Genomic DNA, 18992 nt, shown 5'->3' on the forward strand with positions numbered 1-18992 from the left:
TCCGGTAGAAGCATGCCTCGAACGGCGCGCTGGGCAGCGATGCGCCGCACAGCGGAAGATGGCCGCCCATGCGGCCATCCCGGTACAAATAACGGCCGCGCGGCGGGATTCTTGAGCACTTATTGCGTTGCGCACGCAAATACCGCCGCAGCATGGCGGGGCGCCTGCCAGCAGCGCTTCACTTCGTGACGAGCACCACGGGCGTTTCGACGATGCCCGACAGCTCCGACTGCTTCTTGTGCTCCTTGAGCGCCTTCAGGGCCGTGTCGATGCCGAACACGGCCTGCTTCGCCGCGTACTGGTCGGCGGTGGCGAGCACGCGGCCGTCCTTGAGCATGGGCTTGATGGCGTCGATGTTGTCGTAGCCGACCACGTACACCTTGCCCTGTTTGCCCGCCGCGCGCACGGCCGACACGGCGCCGATCGCCATGTTGTCGTTGCCGCACAGGAGCGCCTTGATGTCCGGGTATTCATTGAGCATGGCGGAGGCGACGGCGTTGCCCTTGTCGATCTCCCATTCGCCCGACTGCGTCGAGACGATCTTCGCGCCCACGGCCTCCATCGCGTCCTTGAAGCCCGCGGTGCGCTGCTGCGCGTTGGTCGTGGTGGAGACGCCTTCGACGATGCCCACCTGGTCGCCCGACTTCAGGCGCTTGCCGAGATAGTCGCCCACGAGGCGGGCGCCCTTGCGGTTGTCCGGGCCGACGAACGGCACGTTCAGGTCCTTGGACTTGAGCACGTCGGCGTCGAGCTTGTTGTCGATGTTCACGACGATGATGCCCGCGTCCACCGCCTTTTTCACGACGGGCACGAGCGCCTTGGAGTCGGCGGGCGCGAGCACGATGGCATCGACCTTCGAGACGATCATCTGCTCGACGATCTGGATTTGCGCGGCGGTGTCGGTCTCGTTCTTGATGCCGTTGGTGACGAGATCGAACTGGTCGGCGTTGTGCTTTTGATAGTCCTTCGCGCCGGTCTCCATGGTGAGGAAGAACTCGTTGGCGAGCGACTTCATGACGAGCGCGACCTTCGGCTTGTGAGGCGCCTGCGCAAGTGCCGCGAGCGGCAAGGCGCCTGTCACGGCCGTCGTGGCGAGCGCGCTGGCGGCGAGAAGGATGCGGCGGCGAATGCGGGAGTTCATTATTGGGAAGTCTCCGGTTTGTCGGGCCCGGCTGGGCCCTGCTTTCTGGTTATGCGCAAACGTTTCCTGCCGGCCCATTCTCGGCGCAGGCGTTTCATGGTGTCAACTTCGCGTTATGCCTACGGCGGCGGGCCGTCATGCGGCACTGCAACAACGCGAAGCCGGCTCGCCCGCCTCAGAGCCAGTTGATGCGACGAAACAGGAAAAACAGGAAGAGATCGAGCACGAGCATGGCAGCGAGGCAGATCTGGTAGCCGAATCTGAAATGCAGTTCTGGAATATGTTCGAAGTTCATGCCGTAGATGCCCGCGATCATCGTCGGCACGGCGAAGAGCGCGGCGAACGAACCGAGCCGCTTCGTCACCTCGTTCTCCGCGAGCGAGATCATGCCGAGGTTCACCTGGATGGCCGTGACGATCATTTCGCGGCGTGCGTCGATCATGTTGGACACGCGCAGCAGATGGTCGTAGACGTCGCGGTAATAGGCCTGCATGCCCACGCAGATTTGCGGAATGCGCCCGCCGATCAGCTTGCCCACTGGATCGACGAGCGGCGTGACGTGGTGCGCGATGATCACGAGACGGCGCTTGAGCGAATAGAGATCCTCGATGATCGCGCGCGAGCCCGCGAGGTCGTGCTTTTCGAAGATGCGATCCTCCAGCTCCTCGATTTCGCTCGAGAGGGTTTCGAGCACGGGTGCGTAGCGGTCGACCACGCTGTCCATCAGCGCATAGAGCACGAAGCCTGAGCCTTCGCGCAGCAGTTCGGGCTCGCGCTCGCAGCGCGCGCGCACGTCGGCGAAACCCTGCTGCGCACGATGACGCACCGAGAGCACGAAATTGGGGCCGGCGAAGATGTTCACCTGGCCCGCGATGACTTCGCCGTCGTCGTCGAGTTCGAGCGTGTGGAGCACGCAAAAGAGCGTGTCGCCGTATTCCTCGATCTTTGGCCGCTGGTTGCCGTTCATCACGTCTTCGATGGCGAGCGCGTGCAGGCCGAATTCCTCCTTCATCGCCGCCATTTCGCCGGCGTCGGGATCCTTGAGCGCGATCCAGACGAAACACTCGGGCTTCGCCAGATAGTCACTGATGGCTTCGACCGTGACGTCGGCCAGTTTCTTGCCGCCTTGATACGCGACGCAGTTGATTAGCATGTTCCTTGTCTTCCGCGCGGCGGGTCGCGCCCGCGCCGCTTCGAGTTGCACCGGTTGCCAAGTGTAAGGCGTTCCGTTGATCGGCGGCGCCTCGACGCGGTGGCCGGGCGGCCTGCGGGCGCCGGACGGGCCTGACTGGCGCCTGAGGGCACTGCCCGTGGCCGCCGTGCAACGGCGTCGGCGAACCGGCGGCCGGCCCTACTGCGCGACGCGGCGAATGCCGATGTGGTGATCCTTGTCGAAGGCGACGCTCGCGCGGTTGGTGTAGCGCGGATCCACGAGAAAGCGCAGTTCGATTACGGGATCGAACTGTGTCGTCACGCCGATGCGGTGCACGCCGGGCTTGAGGTAGAACGTGACGTGCTCGCCGTCCATGAGATCGGTCACGCGCTCGCCGTCGATGTAGACAGGCGCATCGCGGAATTTGACGATGACGTTGCGGGTGCGCTCGCGGCGCACGTCCACGGGCACGAGGCCCTCGCCCGGCCCGGTGTAGCCCGGTTTCAGGATGCGTTCGGCCGGCACGGGCCTGAATGGCATGGGCGGCGGCGGCTCCTCGGCGCAGCCGCCGAGTGCGAACGCCGCGGCCACCGTGACGGCGGCGGCGAGACTTGCAATCGACCTGCGCGATGGCAAAGGCGGCATGGGCGCTTTCCTCTTCCCGGACCTGTCGGTCCCGGCCTGGCTGCTGGTTCGCGCCCATCATATCCGTACCGGCGCCAGACCGATCATCGTTGTTATATGCTTTGGGCAATGCGCGGCAGCGCTCGAAATCGGCACAAATCGCCAGAATGAGGAGGCAACGGCCATGTGGTACTTCTCGTGGATCCTCGGCATCGGCGTTGCGCTCGGCTTTGGCATCATCAACGTGATGTGGCTCGACGCCAACGGCAAATTCCTGAACGGACATGAGCCCGGGCAAACCGGCCCGAAAGGCCCCCCCTCGGGCGACCCGGACACGCAACACGGCGAGGCGCGCCACCCGTGACGAGACTCGTGTTCTTCTGCGGCCACGCCGGCGCGGGCAAAACCTCGCTCGCCAAACGCCTGTTCGCCCCGCTCGCCCGCCGGACCGGCGCGCCGTTCTGCCTGCTGGACAAGGACACGCTCTACGGCAGCTATAGCGCCGCGGCGATGGGCGCGCTCACGCACGACCCGAACGATCGCGACAGCCCGCTTTTCCTGCAGCATTTTCGCGAACCCGAGTACCGGGGGCTCATCGACACCGCCCGCGAAAATCTCGAGCTTGGCGTGAGCGCGCTCGTGGTCGGCCCGCTTTCGCGCGAAGTGCGCGAGCGCAAGCTGTTCGATCGTGCGTGGCTCGGCGTCGCTCAGGACGTGGGACTCACTGTGGTGTGGGTGCATACGAGCGAAGAAACGGCGCACGCGCGCATCGTCGCGCGCGCCCATCCGATCGACGCCTACAAGCTCGCACACTGGGACGAATACCGGCAGCGCCGCTTCATGCCGTCGGGCGCGCAGCTCGACGGCCTTCTGCTCTTCGACAACACCGCGCCCGCCGCGGCCGACTACGAGGCCTTGCTCGAGCGCATCGTGTCGGCAACGGCATCGGCGTGAGATCTCAGGCGGCCACCTTCGCGCGGCTGTCGAGCGTCGCGCCTTCATACACCTGACCAAAGCGGTTCGCGAGGAACTGCTGGAGCGAAACCTGCTCCTGGCGCACGAACCCGGCTTGCGGCAGACGTTTTTCGCGGAACAGATCGAGCACCGCGCACATGGCGCCGGCCGTGGTGATCTGGATCGCGCTCATGGGCACGCCGCACACCGTCTTCGCGAAGATCTTGCGCGTGAACACTTCCTGCACGAGCTTGCCGTCGCGCATGCCGGTCACGGTCATGAAGATGAGCACGACGTCCTGCTCCGTGGCGGGCACCGAGCGGCGCATGATGGACTTGAGCGTGTCGCGGTCGCTCGCAAGGCGCAGGTCTTCGAGCAGGAACTGCATGAGCGCGCGATGACCCGGATAACGCACCGATTTGTAGTCGAGCGATTCCACCTTGCCCGACAGCGTCTCGCAGAGCGTGCCAAGACCGCCCGAGGTATTGAAGGCCTCGTACTCCACGCCGTCGAGCGAGAAATGTTCGAGGCCTTCGAGCGGCTGCACCCACTGCGTGCGGCCTTCGCGGATCGCTTCGCACGGCTGGCAATACTCGTTGATGAGACCGTCCACGCTCCACGTGAGGTTGTACTTGAGCGCGTTGGTGGGGAACTGCGGCAGTGCGCCCACACGCATCTTGACGTCGCGGATCTCGGTGAAGCGGCTCGCGAGCGCATGCGCCGCAATGCCGATGAAGCCGGGCGCGAGGCCACACTGCGGCATGAAGACATGGTCGGCGCCGTCGGCCAGCGCGCGGATTGCATGGGTCGCGCGCACGTCCTCGGTCAAGTCGAAGTAATGGACGCCCGCGCCCTTCGCCGCCGAGGCGACGTTTACCGCGAGGTAATACGGCAGCGCATTGATCAGCACGTCGTAGCCTTCCAGCGCGCCGCGCAGCGCCGCGGCGTCGCCCGAATCGACTCGCGCGGTGGGGATGCCTTGCGCCGCGAGCGGCTCGAGCGCCTTCGCATCGCGGTCGAACGCCGCGACTTCGTAGTCGCCGCTCTCGCGCAGCATGTGGGCAATGGTGTGGCCGATCAAGCCGGCGCCTGCAATCGCAACTTTCATGGGTCATCTCCTTTGGTTTTCTATGCTTGGGGATGGGCAGCGCCCGCTCAAACACAGTCTATGGAGAGACAAATACGGTTTATAGACGCAAAACGATGCGTTTCGACCGCGATTTTCGTCATTATGACGAGGAGTTTCGTCATAATGACGAAAACCGGTCACTTCGATGGAGCATGTCCCGTCGTTCCGCCCGTATTTCAGCCCCGTATTTCAGCCTGTCACCGAGCCGCGATCGACCTTGCGCGCGAGCACGATCGACGTGGTCGTGCGCTCGACGCCGGGGATGCCGCCGATCTGGTCGAGCAGATCGTTGAGGCGGTCGGGCGAATCGGCGCGCAGCCACGCCACGTAGTCGTACTCGCCGCTCACCGCGCACAGCAACTGCACTTCGGGCATCTTGCCGAGGCGCTTTTGCACATCGGGCCCATGGCGCGGCGCGATGATGAGCCCGACCCACGCCTGCAGGCTCGCATCGAGCACGTCCTGGCCCAGGCGCACGCCATAGCCGGCGATCACCTGGGTGCGCTCGAGCCGCTCGATGCGCGCGAGCACCGTGGTACGCGCGACGCCGAGGCGCCGTGCGAGATTGGCGACGCTTTCGCGCGCGTTTTCCTGCAGCAGCGCGACGAGGCTGCGGTCGAGGTCGTCGAGTTGATCGAGGCGCGGAGGTCTCATCGGGCGGGCGGTCTGTGTGCGAAGTCTGAACCGCGTCATTATCGCGCGCGGCTGAGCGCGCCGGGCGGCGGTCGCGGCGCGCAAGTCATGCGCGACGGGTATTTCCACGCGTTTCGTTTGTAAGCAAGTGTCGCAGCCGCGGCGTGGCGAAGCGAGAACGTGGTACTAATAACGCCTGCGGCCATTCTGGCCATGCTACCCGCTACGAAATGATTCAAGGAGTCACAATGAAGAAAGCTTTCGTCATCCTTGCCGCCTCGCTCTCGATGAGCGGTGCGTTCGCGCAAAGCGCCGCGCCGGCCGCTTCGGCAACTGCCGCGGCTGCATCGAGCGCCGACGTGCGCGCCGCGCAGCATCAGCAGCGTGTCGAGGAGCGCATTACGTGGCTGCATACGCAGCTCAAGATCACGCCCGAGCAGGAGCCGCAATGGAAGACGTTCGCCGACGTCATGCGCAGCAACGGCGAGACCATGTCGAGCCTCTTCAAGCAGCGTGCGGAGAGCGAAAGCTCGCGCAATGCGCTCGACGACATGAAGCAGTATGCGCAGATCGCCCAGGCGCACGCGGACGACATGCAGAAGCTCGTCTCCGCGTTCGAGCCGCTCTACACCAGCCTCTCGCCGGAGCAGAAGAAGCTCGCCGATCAGGCCTTCCGCCACGGCAATGAGCACGGCCCGTCGGGCAAGCCGGGGCATCCGAAGCATAAGGGCCGAGCCAGGCCGTCGGCGGGCGCAGCAGCCAGCGAAACCGGCGCGGCCAGCACGCCGGCCGCGCAGTAAGCGGAGTCAGGCGCAACTGCCAATCGGGCCACGTCGGGCCACGCTCCCATGCGTGCGCGACGGCCCGATCCAGGGTACCCTTGCGGACCGCGCGACAGCCGGGCAGTTTCGCCCGGCCATCGCTTCCCTGGATGCCGTATTTTGTGAAGCCGTTCCGCGGCTGCCACCATGATTGAACTGACCCAACTCGACCTGCGTGTCGACCCCGCCGCACAGCGCGTCGTCAAGGACGAGACCGTGAGCGTCGAGTTCGCAGCCCTTGCCGGCGAGCTGATGAGCCTGGAAGGCCCGAACCGTTATGCGCCCGGCGACGCGATCATCACCGGTTCGACCGGCGATCGCTGGGTCGTCTCGCGCGATCGATTCGATGCAAAATACCTGCCGGCGAGCGACACCCTGGTCCACGGCGATGCAGGCGCGTATCGCAATCGCCAGGTCGTGGTGCTCGCGAGGCGCATGGACGAGCCGTTCACGCTTGTGCGTTCGGCCGGCGGCGACCGGCTAAGCGGCGTGGCCGGCGACTGGGTCATGCAATACGCGCCCGGCGACTATGGCGTCGTGCAGGCCGCACGTTTCGCCAAGGTCTACAAGCTCGCCGACCGAGTCTCGGCGTAGCACCGACCGGGCGCGCTGCGCCCATCGCTGCAATCGAACGCGCGGCAAGCAACCATGCTTCAAACAAACGCGCTTCAAACAACCCTTTTACGCAAATTCTTCGTCCAGCGCGATCGTCACTTCGCGCGGCACGTCTTCGCCTTTCGCGTGCTGTTCCTCGAGCGATTCGATCGTCGCCTCCACGTAGGCTCGCAACACCGCGAAGCTGCGGCCGCGTAGCCGCGGCGGCAATGCGCGATAACGTGCGAGCGCGGCGGGCGCAATCGCGACCGTGAGCGCCATGCGGCGCGCCTTGGAGCCGAAGCGCATCGCCACCCAGTGCACGGCCAGTTGTGGCACGCCGTTTTCATTCGGCTCTTCGGCAAAGCGCGTCTGCTCGGGAAAGATGTCGGCGATCACGCGGGCGAGCTCGCCGAATTCGGGGCTCGCGCATTCAAACAGGTAGGCTTCCATTGACGCCAGAATAATAAGAGTAAAACGCGCGCACTCACGCCGCGCGTGCGACGCGCCGCTCGGGGCGGCACGTCCTGAAAAGCACGACTGCGACCACCACGGCCGCCGCCCCATACAACCCGTCCACGGCCTCGAGCGGCGCGAGACGCGCCTGGTAAAGCGCGGCGGGCACGTCGATGAGCGCGTGCACGAGGATAGCCAGCGGCAAAATCCCCTTCCGTCCCGCGCGCACACCGCGCCACATCAGCACCGACAAGGCAATCTGGAACACGAATGCGGCCGTGCGCTCGAGCGCGAACACGCCCGCGAAAAGCGGCGAAAGGCTCGCGAGGATCAGATGCACGCGCAGGACCGAGTCCATCGTGAGATTGGAGAGATGCGCGTCGAGCTCGCCGCGATTCGCGAGGACCGCGAACACGATCCATTGCAGCTGCACGAGCACGCCGACGAACCACGCCTCCGCACCCGCATGGCCGATGCCGTAGCCGAAGGCCGCGCTGTCGGCGGGTGCGCCGGGCTTGCCTGCGCCGCGGCGCGCGATGAGCCGCATGGCGATATAGCGCCCGACCTCCTCGCACACGCCCGCGGCGAGCGCCCCGTACAGCACGAAGAAAACGGGATTCGACAGCACCTGCGCGACGGCGGCGTTGCCATGCAGCATGGAGTCGTTGACGGCGCGTTCGATCACAGTCGCGAAAAACGCGAAGATGGCGACGCCCGCGATCGTATCGCGCCAGTCGAGCGCGAACGGCACACGCAGCCGGCGATAGAGCGATACGGGCAAGGCGGCGACGAACAGCGTCGCGAGCGAAAGGCAGACGAGCGTGATCGGAGCTACGGACATGGGCTTCCTTATGACGTTCGGCACGCACGCACGCGCGCCGCAGCCCGCATGATCGCAGATATCGGCGCCCGCGCGCAGTCCCGGCTGTGCGAGAGACCCGCAATCGCGCCGTGCTCACGCGAGCGTCGAAGCCCTCACCACCAGTTCGCCCTCGAACGCCGCCGCGCGCGCCTTGGGCGCCGCGCCCTCGATGCGCTCGTGCAGAAACTCCACCGCGCGATAGCCGATCTCGCGCGTAGGCTGGCGGATCGTCGTGATGCCGGCAAGCTCGGCCCACTCCGGATCGTCGATGGCGGCGAGCGCCACGCGCTGCTGCCACTGTGCGCCGAGGGCAGCCTTCAGATGCAAGGCGAGGCGCAGCGCCACCGGCGCGTTGGCCGCGAACAACGCGCACCGCGCACCGCGCGCGAGCGCCTGGGTCACGTGGGTGTCGAGCACCGCGAGCGCGGCCTGCACGGCAGCCTCGTCGTGGAGGTCGAGCACGTGCGTGAGACCGCGCGCCGCGCCCTTCGTCGCCTGCATCGATTCGCGAAACGCCGCTTCGCGCTCGCGCCGCGAACTCACCTGCTCGAACGGCTGCACGACGAACACGATGTCGTCGTAGCCGCGCGCAAGCAGATGCTCCGTGCCGAGGCGCACGGCCGCCGCGTTGTCGAGGCCGACCATGTCCGCATCGAGGCCGTCGACGGTCCGGTCGATCAGCACGGCCGGAATGCCGCCGCTGCCCACGGGTTTCAACATCGATTCACGCACGCCGAGTCCGTTGACGATCACGCCTTCCACACGATACGTGGTCAGCAGTTGCAGGTAGCGCCGCTCCATGTCGATTTCGTTCGCCGCGTGGCAGATGAGCGGCATGTAGCCGAGCGCGTGACAGGCCTCCTCCACGCCCTGCAGAATCTCCACCGAATAGGGATTGGCGAGATCGGCGATCAACAGGCCGAGCAGACGGTTGCGGCCGCGCTTGAGCCCGCGCGCCATCTGGTTGGGGCGATAGTCGAGCCGCTCGATCGCGGCTTCGATGCGAGCGCGCAGGTCGGGCGAAAGCACACCCAGCTCGCCGTTCAGATAGCGCGAGATACTGGTCTTGCCGGTGCCGGCTTCGCGCGCCACGTCGCTGATGGTCGCGCGGCGCGGCGCCGTGGCCGCCGCGCCCGTTTGCGCGCGATCGTCGCGATCGTCGTGATGCGCGCCGCCCGAAGCGATGCTCATCGCGCGAGCACGTCGCGATTGACGACGTTCACATCGAGCGTGCCGGCGAGCGCCGCGACGAGGTTCTCCGCCGCGCAGCGCGCCATCGCGTGACGCGTCTCGTGCGTGGCCGAGCCGATGTGCGGCAGCGCCACCACGTTCGGCATACGCAGCAGCGGCGACGCGGGATCGATCGGCTCGCGCTCGAACACGTCGAGGCCCGCGCCGTGGATCGTGCCCGCTTCGAGCGCCGAGATCAGCGCTTTCTCGTCGACGGTAGCGCCGCGCGAGGCGTTGATGAGAATCGCGCTTCGCTTCATCTTCTTCAGTTGCTCTGCGCCGATCAGGTGGCGCGTGGCGTCGGTGAGCGGCACCTGCAGGCACACGAAGTCCGAGCTTGTGAGCAGCTCGTCGAGTTCGACACGGCGCGCGCCGTAGTTGCGCTCGGCCGCTTCGTTCGGACTGCGGTTCGTGTAGAGCACCTTCATGTTGAAGCCGAGCGCCGCGCGGCGCGCCACGGCGCCGCCGATGCGCCCGAGCCCCACGATGCCGAGCGTCTTGCCCTGCACGTCCACACCGAATTGCGCCGGCCCGATGCTGCCCTTCCAGTGGCCCGCCTTGACCCAGTCTGCCAGTTCGACCACGCGGCGCGCGCTCGCGAGGACGAGCGAGAAGACGGTGTCGGCCGTCGATTCGGTCAGCACGTCGGGCGTGTGGGCGAGCACGATGCCGCGCTTCGTGAGATCGGGCACGTCGAACTGGTCGTAACCCACGGAGATCGTGGAGAGCGCCTTCACGCGCGAACCGTCCAGCATCGCCGGCGTGATCTTCACGCTCGCGCCGATCGCGCCGTCGGCGTCTGTTAGCGCGGCGGCGAGTGCGCCGGGCTGGTCGGCATCGACGTCGATCAGTTCGGCATGCTCGCGCAGATAGTCGGCGACGTCGGCGGGCAAGGCTTTGTAGACAACGATTTTCGGCTTCATAAGAGCACTAGAAAAGAGAGTTTATTTTCCGTGAGCCGGCGATGCATAACCACGGGCGTCGGCGCGCTGCGGCCTGACGGCGAGCGTGAGGCCCACCGAAACGAGCAGCGCCGCGCTCATGAACGCATAGGATGCCGCAGGCGAGCCCGTGGCGCCATTCAGATACCCGACCACATAGGAGCCGACGAACGAGCCGAGCGCGCCCATGCTGTTGATGAGCGCCATCGCGCCGCCGGCCACGTTCTTCGGCAGCAGTTCCGGCACGATCGCGAAGAACGGGCCATACGGCGCATACATTGCCGCGCCCGCCACCACCAGCAGCGCGTAGGAGAACCAGAAGTGCGTCGAGCCGAGCGCATAGGAGCCCGCGAAAGCCAGCGCGCCAACCAGCAGGAACGGCCATACGAAGGCGCGCCGATTGTCGAGCTTGTCCGACGCCCACGAGGCGCCGAGCATCGCGATGGTCGCCGCGAGGTACGGCACGGCGGAGAGCCAGCCCGTTTCGACCATGCCGAGCGCCGAGCCGTTCTTCACGATCGAGGGCAGCCACAGCACGAAGCCGTACACGCCGATGCTCCAGCAGAAGTACTGCGCCGAGAGCAGCATCAGGGCGGGCGTGCGGAACGCCTCGGCGTAGTTGCGCACCGGCTTGATGGCGGCCTGTTCGGCGCGCATCGCGGCGTCGAGCGCGCGCTTTTCGTCGTCGGAGAGCCAGTTGACCTGCGAGGGCTTGTCGCGCACGAGCAGCCACCAGCACACGGCCCACACGACAGCCGGCGCGCCTTCGGCGATGAACATGTGGCGCCAGCCGAAGGCGTGCACGAGATAGCCCGAGACGACCGACATCCACAGCACCGTGACCGGATTGCCGAGGATCAGGAACGTGTTGGCGCGCGAGCGCTCCTTCTTCGTGAACCAGTTGCTGATGAAGATGAGCATGGCCGGCATCACGGCCGCCTCGACCACGCCGAGCACGAAACGGATCGCCATGAGCGACGGGATGTTCGTGACGACGCCCGTGAGCGCGGCGCAGCCGCCCCACAGCACGAGGCTCGCGAACACGAGCGTGCGCACGCTGCGGCGCTCCGCATACATGGCGCCCGGCAGCTGGAAGAAGAAGTAGCCGAGGAAGAACAGCGCGCCGATCAGCGACGAGAGCCCCGGGCTGATGCCGAGATCGCGGTTGATGCCGGCCGCCGAGGCGAAGCCGTAGTTGGCCCGGTCGAGGTAGGCGAGGCTGTACGTGATGAACACGATCGGCATGATTGCCCACCAGCGGCGCGGTGCGAGCGAGGTTGAGGTCATCGGTGTCTCCGGTTGAATGGGGCTCGGTACCTGACGGTGCCGCCCTCTGGTCTCATGTCACGTGGCGCGCCGCGCCTGGCGCGGCGCCCCTTGTTCCCTTAGGCCGCCGTCGCGGCAGGCTGCGTCTGCGCGCCTTCGAGCGCGTCGAGTTGCGCGCGCGTCGGCAACCCTTCCGAGTCGCCGATCACCTGCACGGCCAATGCGCCGATGCGGTTGCCGCGAGCGACGGCCGCAGCAAGCTTCCGCCCTTCGAGCAGCGCGCTCACCACGCCCACGGCGAAGCCGTCGCCGGCGCCCACGGTATCGACCACGTGTTCCACGCGCTGCGCCGCGACGCTGCCCTCCTCGCCCTCGGCCGTGGCATAGTACGCGCCGTGCGCGCCGAGCTTCACGATCACGCCGCGCGCGCCGCGCGCAAGATAGAAATGCGCGATGGCTTGAGGGTCGTCCGAGCCCGTCAGCACGCGGCCTTCGCCGACGCCTGGCAGCACCCAGTCAGCGAAGCTCGCGAGTTCGTTGAGCGTGCCGACCATTTCGGCTTGCGAGCCCCAGAGCGTCGGGCGCAGATTCGGATCGAACGAGATCGTGCGGCCTGCGGCGCGCATCTCGTGCGCCAGTTTGAACGCCAGCTGGCGCGACGAAGAGGAGATGGCGGGCGCCACGCCGCTCAGGTGCAGATGGCGCGCGCCGAGCACATAGTCGGCCTGATAGTCGCAAACGGAGAGCTTGCTCGCCGCCGAGCCGCGGCGGAAATATTCGACTGCGGGATCGCTGCCGTCGTCGTTCTTCGACTTGAGCTGAAAGCCGGTCGGAAAGCGCGTGTCGGTGCTGACGCAGCGCGCGTCGATGCCTTCGTGCGCGAGCACGTCGCGCACGAACTGGCCGAACGAATCGGCGCCCACGCGGCTCATCCAGCCCACCTTGAAACCGAGGCGCGCGAGGCCGGTCGCGACATTGAGCTCCGCACCCGCCGCGCGTTTCGTGAAATGCGCCACCTCGGCGAGCGGCCCCGGCTCGGTGGCGACGAACATCGCCATGGCTTCGCCGTAGGTGATGACATCGAGTGCTTCGGTCATGAGATGCGTTCCTGATGAATCGTATGGGGAGTCGGTGGCCCGGCTTCGCGGCACACAGGCGGCACGCTAGCGGCATTCACGCGGCCGCGAGCCACTCGACGTAATGCGCGGCTTCGTCGTCCACGCGCGCCGGATCGAACGGAAACTCAATGCCGCGCGGCACGTGCGTCGGCAGTAGCGCGAGCGCCGCGCGGCACAGCGTGTCGTCGTCGTCCGGCGCGGCCGCGAAGCGGCGCGCGCCCTCGCCCACGACGGCCTTGCAATGAATGTATTCGACGTAAGGCGCGAGCGCGGCGGCAGCGAGCAGCGGCGGCTCGCCCGGCCATTGCCAGTTGCCGATGTCGAACGTCATGCCGATTACGCCCGGTGCGCCGCCGTCGCGCAGCGCGTTGAACAGGCCGACGAACTGGTCGAGCTTGCCGCCCTGATCGAGCTGGCCGTTCTCGACGACGACGCGCGGGCGGTTGCTCGCTCGAACCGTGTCGCCCGTGCGTGCGCCCAGTTCTTCGAGGAGGCTCGCGAGGCGCGCCGCGCTGGCGTCGCCTGCGAAACCGCCAAGTTGCAGTTTCACGAACCGCGCTCCGAGCGCACGTCCCGCGGCGAGCGCCGCGCCAAGCGCCGCCTCGTCGAGCGCGCCATCCTCGCCGTACAGTGCGTCCGGCGTGGACCAGATGCGCCACAAACCCTCGTCGGCAAGCGCCGTTCCGAGCGCGCGCAGCGCTTCTGGCCGCGCGTCGGCATCCTGCATCAGCTCGCGCCGCACCTCGAACGCCTGCGCGCCCGCGCGCCGCGCCGGCCGGCTCCATGCCGCGTGACCGTCACGCCGGATTGCCTGCGCGCCGAACGCGCTCGCCACGATTGCTACTTCTGCCATTGCCGTCTTCCTGTTGCCTGCCGCCACGCACTTTGCATGTTTTGGAACCGGTTCCAAGTCCGGCCCGAAAAAAAGCGCCTGTGCGCCGATGATCAGGGCGGATAGTGCGCGCTAGCGGTTCAGGCCGCCATTCTGGATTGCCCTGGGTCGCGTGGATCAGACGCCCGGAACGTCGGCTAGACACAGTTCCAGGAAGCGCTGCGCGACGCGCGACGCTGCGCCCGCATGCGGCACCAGGATCGAGAAGCGCCGCGCGAGCGGTTCTGGGCCAAGGCTGATCTGCCGCAACGCGCCATTTTCGTGATGCATCGACATGGCCGAGACGAAGCCGATGCCCATGCCCGCCCGCACCGCCTCCTTCACGCCCTCCACGCCTGCGATCTCCAGCGCCACGCGCATGGGCACGCCTGCGCGCGCGAACGCGCGCTCGACCACCTGGCGCACGCCCGAACCATCCTCGCGCAGGACGAGGGGCCACTGTGCGAGCGCTTGCACCGTGATGGCCGGCATCGGTGCGGGCGTGTCCCCTTGCGCGTCGAGCTGCGCCGCAAGCGCGTGCGAGCGCGGCACGATCGCGACGATTTCGTCCTCGTGCCAGGGATGCACGGCGGTATCCGGCGGCAATTGTTCGCCCACCGGCCCCTCGATCAGCGCGATATCGACCGCGCCGAGCATGCCCACGACGTCCGTCGTATTCCCGCTCGACGTTTCGAGCTTGACCTGCGGATAGCGGCCGTGGAATTGCGCCACCAGATACGGCAGCCGGTAGCTCGCGGGCGTGGTGGTCGCGCCGATGCGCAGCGTGCCGCGTTCGAGGCCGCGCAACGCATCACGGTAGGCGAGCGCGTCGCGCCAGGTGTCGCGTAGGCGCGCCGCGTAGCCGGCGAGCTGTTCGCCCGTGGGCGTGAGCCGCACCCCCCGGCCGTCGCGCTGATACAGCGGCTCGCCGATCTCCTCCTGCAGCAGCCGCAACTGGCCCGAAACGGCCGGCTGCGACAAATGCAACGCCAGGGCAGCCCGACTGATATTGAGATGCTCGGCGACGGCGGCGAAAGTTATCAGTTGTTCCGGGGTCATCGTGGAAAACCATCGTGTTTCCCTATATATTACTTCACAAATCACGATTTTTCATATCGATATATCTAAATTAGGATTAGGCCATTCGATAGCGACCTGTTCGCTACCCCATTTTTTCCACCGGCTCGCCCGCTAGAGGCCGTCATGTCTACACCCAGTCTTTCGCACTCGTTGCCGTCCACCCGCGGGCAGCTCAACGGCGTATTGTTCGTCGCGCTCTTCGCGGCAGCCGTCACCAGCATCGCTTCGCTGCCCGCCATCGCCGGGCTCGGCATGAGCCCGCTGATCGTCGGCATCGTCGCGGGCGCCATCTATGGCAATGCGTTGCGAGACGGCATGCCCGAAAGCTGGGCCGCCGGCGTGAACTTCTCCGCGCGCAAGCTGTTGCGCATCGCCGTGGCGTTCTTCGGGCTGCGCGTGAGCCTGCAGGAAATCGCCCAGGTCGGCGTGCCGGGGCTCGTCGAATCGGTCGTGATCGTCGTGAGCACGCTCGTGATCGGCACCTGGGTCGGCATGAAGCTCCTCAAGCTCGACCGCGACACCGCCATTCTCACGGCAGCCGGCAGCGCGATCTGCGGCGCGGCGGCCGTGCTCGCCTTCGAATCCACGCTGCAGTCGAAGCCGCACAAGAGCGCCATGGCCGTGGGCAGCGTCGTGCTGTTCGGCACGCTTTCGATGTTCCTCTATCCGGTGCTGTTCCGCGCAGGCTGGCTGCATCTCGATACGCTCGGCGCCGGGCTCTTCTTCGGCGGCACGATTCATGAGGTCGCGCAGGTAGTGGGCGCGGCTAGCAATGTGAGCCCCGAGGCCACGCACATCGCCACCATCGTCAAGATGACGCGCGTGATGCTGCTCGTGCCTGTGCTGCTCGTGCTCGGCGTGTGGCTCAACCGCGCGGCGCGCAGCAAGGCAACGGCCGACGGCCACGCCGGCCACGGCGGCGCGCGCAAGCTCGCGGTGCCCTGGTTCGCGCTTGGCTTCCTCGCCCTCGTGATCGTGAATTCGCTCCACGTGCTGCCCGAAACGGCCACCCACGCGGTCAACACGCTCGACACCTTCGCGCTCACCATGGCGATGACGGCGCTCGGCATCGAAACGCGCGTCTCGCAGATTCGACAGGCGGGCCCGCGGGCGCTGACCGCCGGTTTCATCATCTACCTCTGGCTGGTCGGCGGCGGTCTCGCGATCACCTGGGGCGTGCAGCGCCTGTTCGGATGACCCGGCGCCCGAGAGCCGTGCGCTCCGATCCGCCCCCCTGCGCGCCGGTACTCCCGGCCACCGGCTCCGCCTGCGGCGGGGCCTTTTGCGTTTCTGCGCGCGGCGCCCGTGCGCCATCTCGCGGGCGCACGCCACGCGCGCACCAGGCGCGAGCGTTGCGAGCGATACTGTGCGTTGCTGCCCGTTGCGCGGGCAGCGGCCGCGCAGGCCGTGGCGAGCACGGCCATGAACGCAAGGGGACGACCGATGGCATACGAGCTCTATTACTGGGACGGTCTGCAGGGCCGGGGCGAATTCGTGCGGCTCGCGCTGGAAGAAGCGCAGGCGCCTTACGTGGACGTGGCGCGCGGCGAGAAGAAGGACGGCCTCGGCATCGGCGCGATGATGGGCGAGCTGGAGGGCGACGAGCCGTATCCGCCGTACGCCCCGCCCTTCCTCAAGGACGGCGACCTGATCGTGTCGCAAACCGCCAATATCCTGTTCTATCTCGGCCCGAAGCTCAAGCTCGCGCCGCGCGACGAGCGCCTGCGCATCGTCGCGAACGGCTTGCAGTTGACGATCGCGGACCTCGTGAGCGAGGCGCACGACACGCATCATCCGATCGCGAGCGGGCTCTACTACGAGGACCAGAAGGACGCAGCGAAGGCGCGCTCGGCGGATTTCATCGCACATCGCATCCCGAAATTCATGAGCTATTTCGAGCGCGTGCTCGCGCAGAATCCCGACGGCCCGCGCCACATGGTGGGCAACGCGCTCACCTATGTCGATCTGTCGATGTTTCAGATCGTCGAGGGCCTGCGCTATGCGTTTCCGAAAGCGACGAAGCATTTCGCGGATCACTATCCGCATGTCGTCGCGCTGCGCGACGCCGTGGCGAAGCGCCCGAATATCGCCGCCTATCTCGACTCGGAGCGGCGGCTGCCGTTCAACGAAACGGGCATCTTCCGGCATTACCCCGAACTCGACCGGGCCATGCGCTGAATGCGCGCGGACCGTGGGAGGCGTCTGCCGCCGCCCGGTTTCGTGCACGCGGCGCGCCATTGCCGCCGCGCACCCGTTATGCTTGCCGCCGCCCGTCGCGCCCCGCGCACGCGCGGCTTTCTTTCACCCGTAACCTGGCCCGCCCGCCGTGCTGTCATTCCTGCTGAAACTGCGCACCCGCGCCAGCGATCTCTTTCGCCTGTCCGACGCCCATACGATGCTGATCTGGTCGGTCATCGTCGGCGTGGCGGGCGCGTTTGCGACCGTGATCTTTCGCGAGGGCATCGCGCATGTGCAGATGCTTTTCACGGGTAGCAAAGGCAGCCTCGTGGAGATGGCGCGCCACCTGCCGTGGCACCGGCGCATCTGGATGCCGGCCGCAGGCGGCTTCATCGCGGGCTGCCTGCTGCTGCTCGCGCGGCGCAAGGCGCCCAGCAGCAACGGCAAGGCGATGCACGCCGACTACATCGAGGCGGTGGCGATCGGCGACGGCGTCATGCCGGTGAGCACGAGCATCTGGCGCAGTCTCTCGTCGCTCTTCACGATCGCGAGCGGCGGCTCGATCGGCCGCGAAGGCCCGATGGTGCAGCTCGCCGCCCTCGCCGCCTCGCTGATCGGCCGCTGGGTCCACTTCGATCCGCCGCGGCTGCGCCTGCTCGTCGCATGCGGCGCGGCGGCCGGTATCACCTCGGCGTACAACGCCCCCATCGCGGGCGCCTTTTTCGTGACCGAAATCGTGCTCGGCTCCATCGTCATGGAAAGCTTTGGGCCGATCGTCGTCTCTTCGGTCGTCGCCAACATCACCATGCGCGAGTTCGCCGGCTACAAGCCGCCTTATGAGATGCCCGTGTTCCCGCCGGTGACGGGTGTCGAGGTGCTGCTCTTCGTGGCGCTGGGCCTGCTGTGCGGCGCGCTCGCGCCGCAGTTCCTCATGATGATGGCCACCGCGAAAAAGGGCTTTGGCCGCCTGAACGCGCCGCTGCCCGTGCGGCTCGCGCTGGGCGGCCTCGTGGTCGGCGTCCTTTCGGTGTGGACGCCCGAGGTGTGGGGCAACGGCTATAGCGTCGTGAACTCCATCCTCCATTCGCCGTGGACCTGGACGGCGCTCGCCACGGTGCTCGTCTTCAAGCTCATCGCGACCGCGGCGACGGTCGGCTCGGGCGCCGTGGGCGGCGTGTTTACGCCAACGCTCTTCATGGGCGCCGTGCTCGGCTGCCTGTTCGGCCAGGGCATGCACGCGCTCTGGCCCGACAGCACGTCCGCGTCGTACGCCTACGCGATGGTAGGCATGGGCGCGTTCCTCGCGGGCGCGACCCAGGCGCCGCTCATGGCGATCCTGATGATCTTCGAGATGACGCTGAGCTACCAGGTGGTCCTGCCGCTCATGCTCTCGTGCGTGGTCGCCTATTTCGTCGCGCGCGCCATCGGCAAGGCATCGATGTATGAAATCACGCTGCATCGCAACCGCGAGGAGGCGGAGCGCATGCGCCTGCGCATGACGCAGATGCGCGAGCTGGTGCGCCCCGCGCAGACCGTCGTGCTGGAGAGCGCCACAGTGCAGGAGATGACGCGCGTGTTCCTCGAGTATCCCGTCAAGTACCTCTATGTGACCGACGAGACGGGGCGTTTTCTCGGTGCGGTCGCGCTGGCCGACATCACTTCGGACCTGCTGCAAAAGCGCGATACCGCGCACAAGCATGCCCGCGACTACCTGAAGCCGACGTTCGACGTGCTCACGCCCGACATGCCGCTCGCCGTCGGCCTGCAGCACTTCATGTCGTTCCAGGGCGAGCGCCTGCCCGTCGTCGAAAGTACGCGCGACCCGACGCTCGCGGGCGTGGTGTACAAGACTTCGCTGCTGGACGCCTATCAGCGCATGAACGCGCAGCGGTAAGCCAGGCCGCGCGCGAGGCGCGTGGCAAAGCGCCGCGGATTTTCTAG

General features: G+C 66.9%; 20 protein-coding genes. 7 read left to right on the plus strand and 13 right to left on the minus strand.

What is annotated here, in order from left to right:
• Positions 1-178: 178 nt before the first annotated feature.
• The 3 genes from BHE01S_RS16140 to BHE01S_RS16150 form a co-directional block, all read right to left on the minus strand.
• Complete coding sequence (locus tag BHE01S_RS16140) at positions 179-1141, minus strand: sugar ABC transporter substrate-binding protein (RefSeq protein WP_042265702.1); 963 nt, start codon at positions 1139-1141, stop codon at positions 179-181.
• A gap of 175 nt (positions 1142-1316) precedes the next feature.
• Complete coding sequence (gene corA, locus BHE01S_RS16145) at positions 1317-2294, minus strand: magnesium/cobalt transporter CorA (RefSeq protein ID WP_042265853.1); 978 nt, start codon at positions 2292-2294, stop codon at positions 1317-1319.
• 198 nt (positions 2295-2492) lie between these two features.
• On the minus strand, positions 2493-2834 hold the full coding sequence (locus BHE01S_RS16150; protein WP_245639759.1) for a hypothetical protein: 342 nt from the start codon (positions 2832-2834) through the stop codon (positions 2493-2495).
• 268 nt (positions 2835-3102) lie between these two features.
• Here BHE01S_RS16150 and cydX point away from each other — a divergent pair, with 268 nt between their 5' ends.
• Together cydX and BHE01S_RS16160 are read left to right on the plus strand one after the other, a co-directional pair.
• Entirely contained in the window at positions 3103-3282 is a 180-nt protein-coding gene (gene cydX, locus BHE01S_RS39865) for a cytochrome bd-I oxidase subunit CydX (protein WP_407669526.1), read from the plus strand.
• Positions 3279-3872: an AAA family ATPase gene (locus BHE01S_RS16160; RefSeq protein ID WP_042265705.1), complete on the plus strand. Its 594-nt coding sequence runs from the start codon at positions 3279-3281 to the stop codon at positions 3870-3872. Before cydX ends, BHE01S_RS16160 begins: the two co-directional genes overlap by 4 nt.
• Before the next feature lie 4 nt (positions 3873-3876).
• Here BHE01S_RS16160 and BHE01S_RS16165 read toward each other — a convergent pair whose 3' ends face one another.
• Both BHE01S_RS16165 and BHE01S_RS16170 read right to left on the minus strand, forming a co-directional pair.
• Positions 3877-4980 carry a saccharopine dehydrogenase family protein gene (locus BHE01S_RS16165; protein WP_042265706.1) on the minus strand — a complete coding sequence of 368 codons (1104 nt, stop codon included), beginning with the start codon at positions 4978-4980 and terminating at the stop codon, positions 3877-3879.
• A gap of 210 nt (positions 4981-5190) precedes the next feature.
• On the minus strand, positions 5191-5655 hold the full coding sequence (locus tag BHE01S_RS16170; protein ID WP_042265707.1) for an Lrp/AsnC family transcriptional regulator: 465 nt from the start codon (positions 5653-5655) through the stop codon (positions 5191-5193).
• A 227-nt stretch (positions 5656-5882) separates the two neighbouring features.
• Between BHE01S_RS16170 and BHE01S_RS16175 the strand changes: the two genes are divergently transcribed.
• Entirely contained in the window at positions 5883-6434 is a 552-nt protein-coding gene (locus BHE01S_RS16175; RefSeq protein ID WP_042265708.1) for a Spy/CpxP family protein refolding chaperone, read from the plus strand.
• A gap of 168 nt (positions 6435-6602) precedes the next feature.
• Positions 6603-7049, plus strand: coding sequence for a PGDYG domain-containing protein (locus BHE01S_RS16180; RefSeq protein ID WP_042265709.1), 447 nt, complete (start codon positions 6603-6605; stop codon positions 7047-7049).
• A gap of 87 nt (positions 7050-7136) precedes the next feature.
• Here BHE01S_RS16180 and BHE01S_RS16185 read toward each other — a convergent pair whose 3' ends face one another.
• From BHE01S_RS16185 to BHE01S_RS16220, 8 genes are all read right to left on the minus strand, one after another.
• Positions 7137-7502, minus strand: coding sequence for a DUF3022 domain-containing protein (locus tag BHE01S_RS16185; protein ID WP_042265710.1), 366 nt, complete (start codon positions 7500-7502; stop codon positions 7137-7139).
• 34 nt (positions 7503-7536) lie between these two features.
• Complete coding sequence (locus BHE01S_RS16190) at positions 7537-8346, minus strand: YhfC family intramembrane metalloprotease (protein WP_042265711.1); 810 nt, start codon at positions 8344-8346, stop codon at positions 7537-7539.
• Positions 8347-8460: 114 nt separating this feature from the next.
• Positions 8461-9558, minus strand: a complete 1098-nt coding sequence (locus BHE01S_RS16195; protein ID WP_084068915.1) for a LacI family DNA-binding transcriptional regulator — start codon at positions 9556-9558, stop codon at positions 8461-8463.
• Positions 9555-10520, minus strand: coding sequence for a 2-hydroxyacid dehydrogenase (locus tag BHE01S_RS16200; protein WP_042265712.1), 966 nt, complete (start codon positions 10518-10520; stop codon positions 9555-9557). The genes BHE01S_RS16195 and BHE01S_RS16200 overlap by 4 nt, the downstream gene beginning before the upstream one ends.
• 21 nt (positions 10521-10541) lie before the next feature.
• Positions 10542-11825: an MFS transporter gene (locus BHE01S_RS16205; RefSeq protein WP_042265713.1), complete on the minus strand. Its 1284-nt coding sequence runs from the start codon at positions 11823-11825 to the stop codon at positions 10542-10544.
• Positions 11826-11923: 98 nt separating this feature from the next.
• Positions 11924-12901 (minus strand): sugar kinase, encoded by a 978-nt coding sequence (locus BHE01S_RS16210; RefSeq protein ID WP_042265714.1) that lies wholly within the window; start codon positions 12899-12901, stop codon positions 11924-11926.
• Between the two features lie 76 nt (positions 12902-12977).
• The gene (locus tag BHE01S_RS16215; RefSeq protein ID WP_042265715.1) at positions 12978-13775 is read right to left on the minus strand and encodes a TIM barrel protein; all 798 of its coding nucleotides are present in this window, start codon (positions 13773-13775) and stop codon (positions 12978-12980) included.
• 156 nt (positions 13776-13931) lie between these two features.
• Positions 13932-14852 (minus strand): LysR family transcriptional regulator, encoded by a 921-nt coding sequence (locus BHE01S_RS16220; protein ID WP_042265716.1) that lies wholly within the window; start codon positions 14850-14852, stop codon positions 13932-13934.
• 144 nt (positions 14853-14996) lie between these two features.
• Between BHE01S_RS16220 and BHE01S_RS16225 the strand changes: the two genes are divergently transcribed.
• From BHE01S_RS16225 to BHE01S_RS16235, 3 genes are all read left to right on the plus strand, one after another.
• Positions 14997-16070 (plus strand): YeiH family protein, encoded by a 1074-nt coding sequence (locus tag BHE01S_RS16225; RefSeq protein ID WP_042265717.1) that lies wholly within the window; start codon positions 14997-14999, stop codon positions 16068-16070.
• 246 nt (positions 16071-16316) lie between these two features.
• Positions 16317-17051: a glutathione S-transferase gene (locus BHE01S_RS16230; protein ID WP_042265858.1), complete on the plus strand. Its 735-nt coding sequence runs from the start codon at positions 16317-16319 to the stop codon at positions 17049-17051.
• Positions 17052-17199: 148 nt separating this feature from the next.
• Positions 17200-18945 (plus strand): ClcB-like voltage-gated chloride channel protein, encoded by a 1746-nt coding sequence (locus BHE01S_RS16235; protein WP_042265718.1) that lies wholly within the window; start codon positions 17200-17202, stop codon positions 18943-18945.
• Positions 18946-18992: the final 47 nt, after the last annotated feature.

It is taken from the genome of Paraburkholderia heleia NBRC 101817 (assembly GCF_000739775.1).
Classification (GTDB): domain Bacteria; phylum Pseudomonadota; class Gammaproteobacteria; order Burkholderiales; family Burkholderiaceae; genus Paraburkholderia; species Paraburkholderia heleia.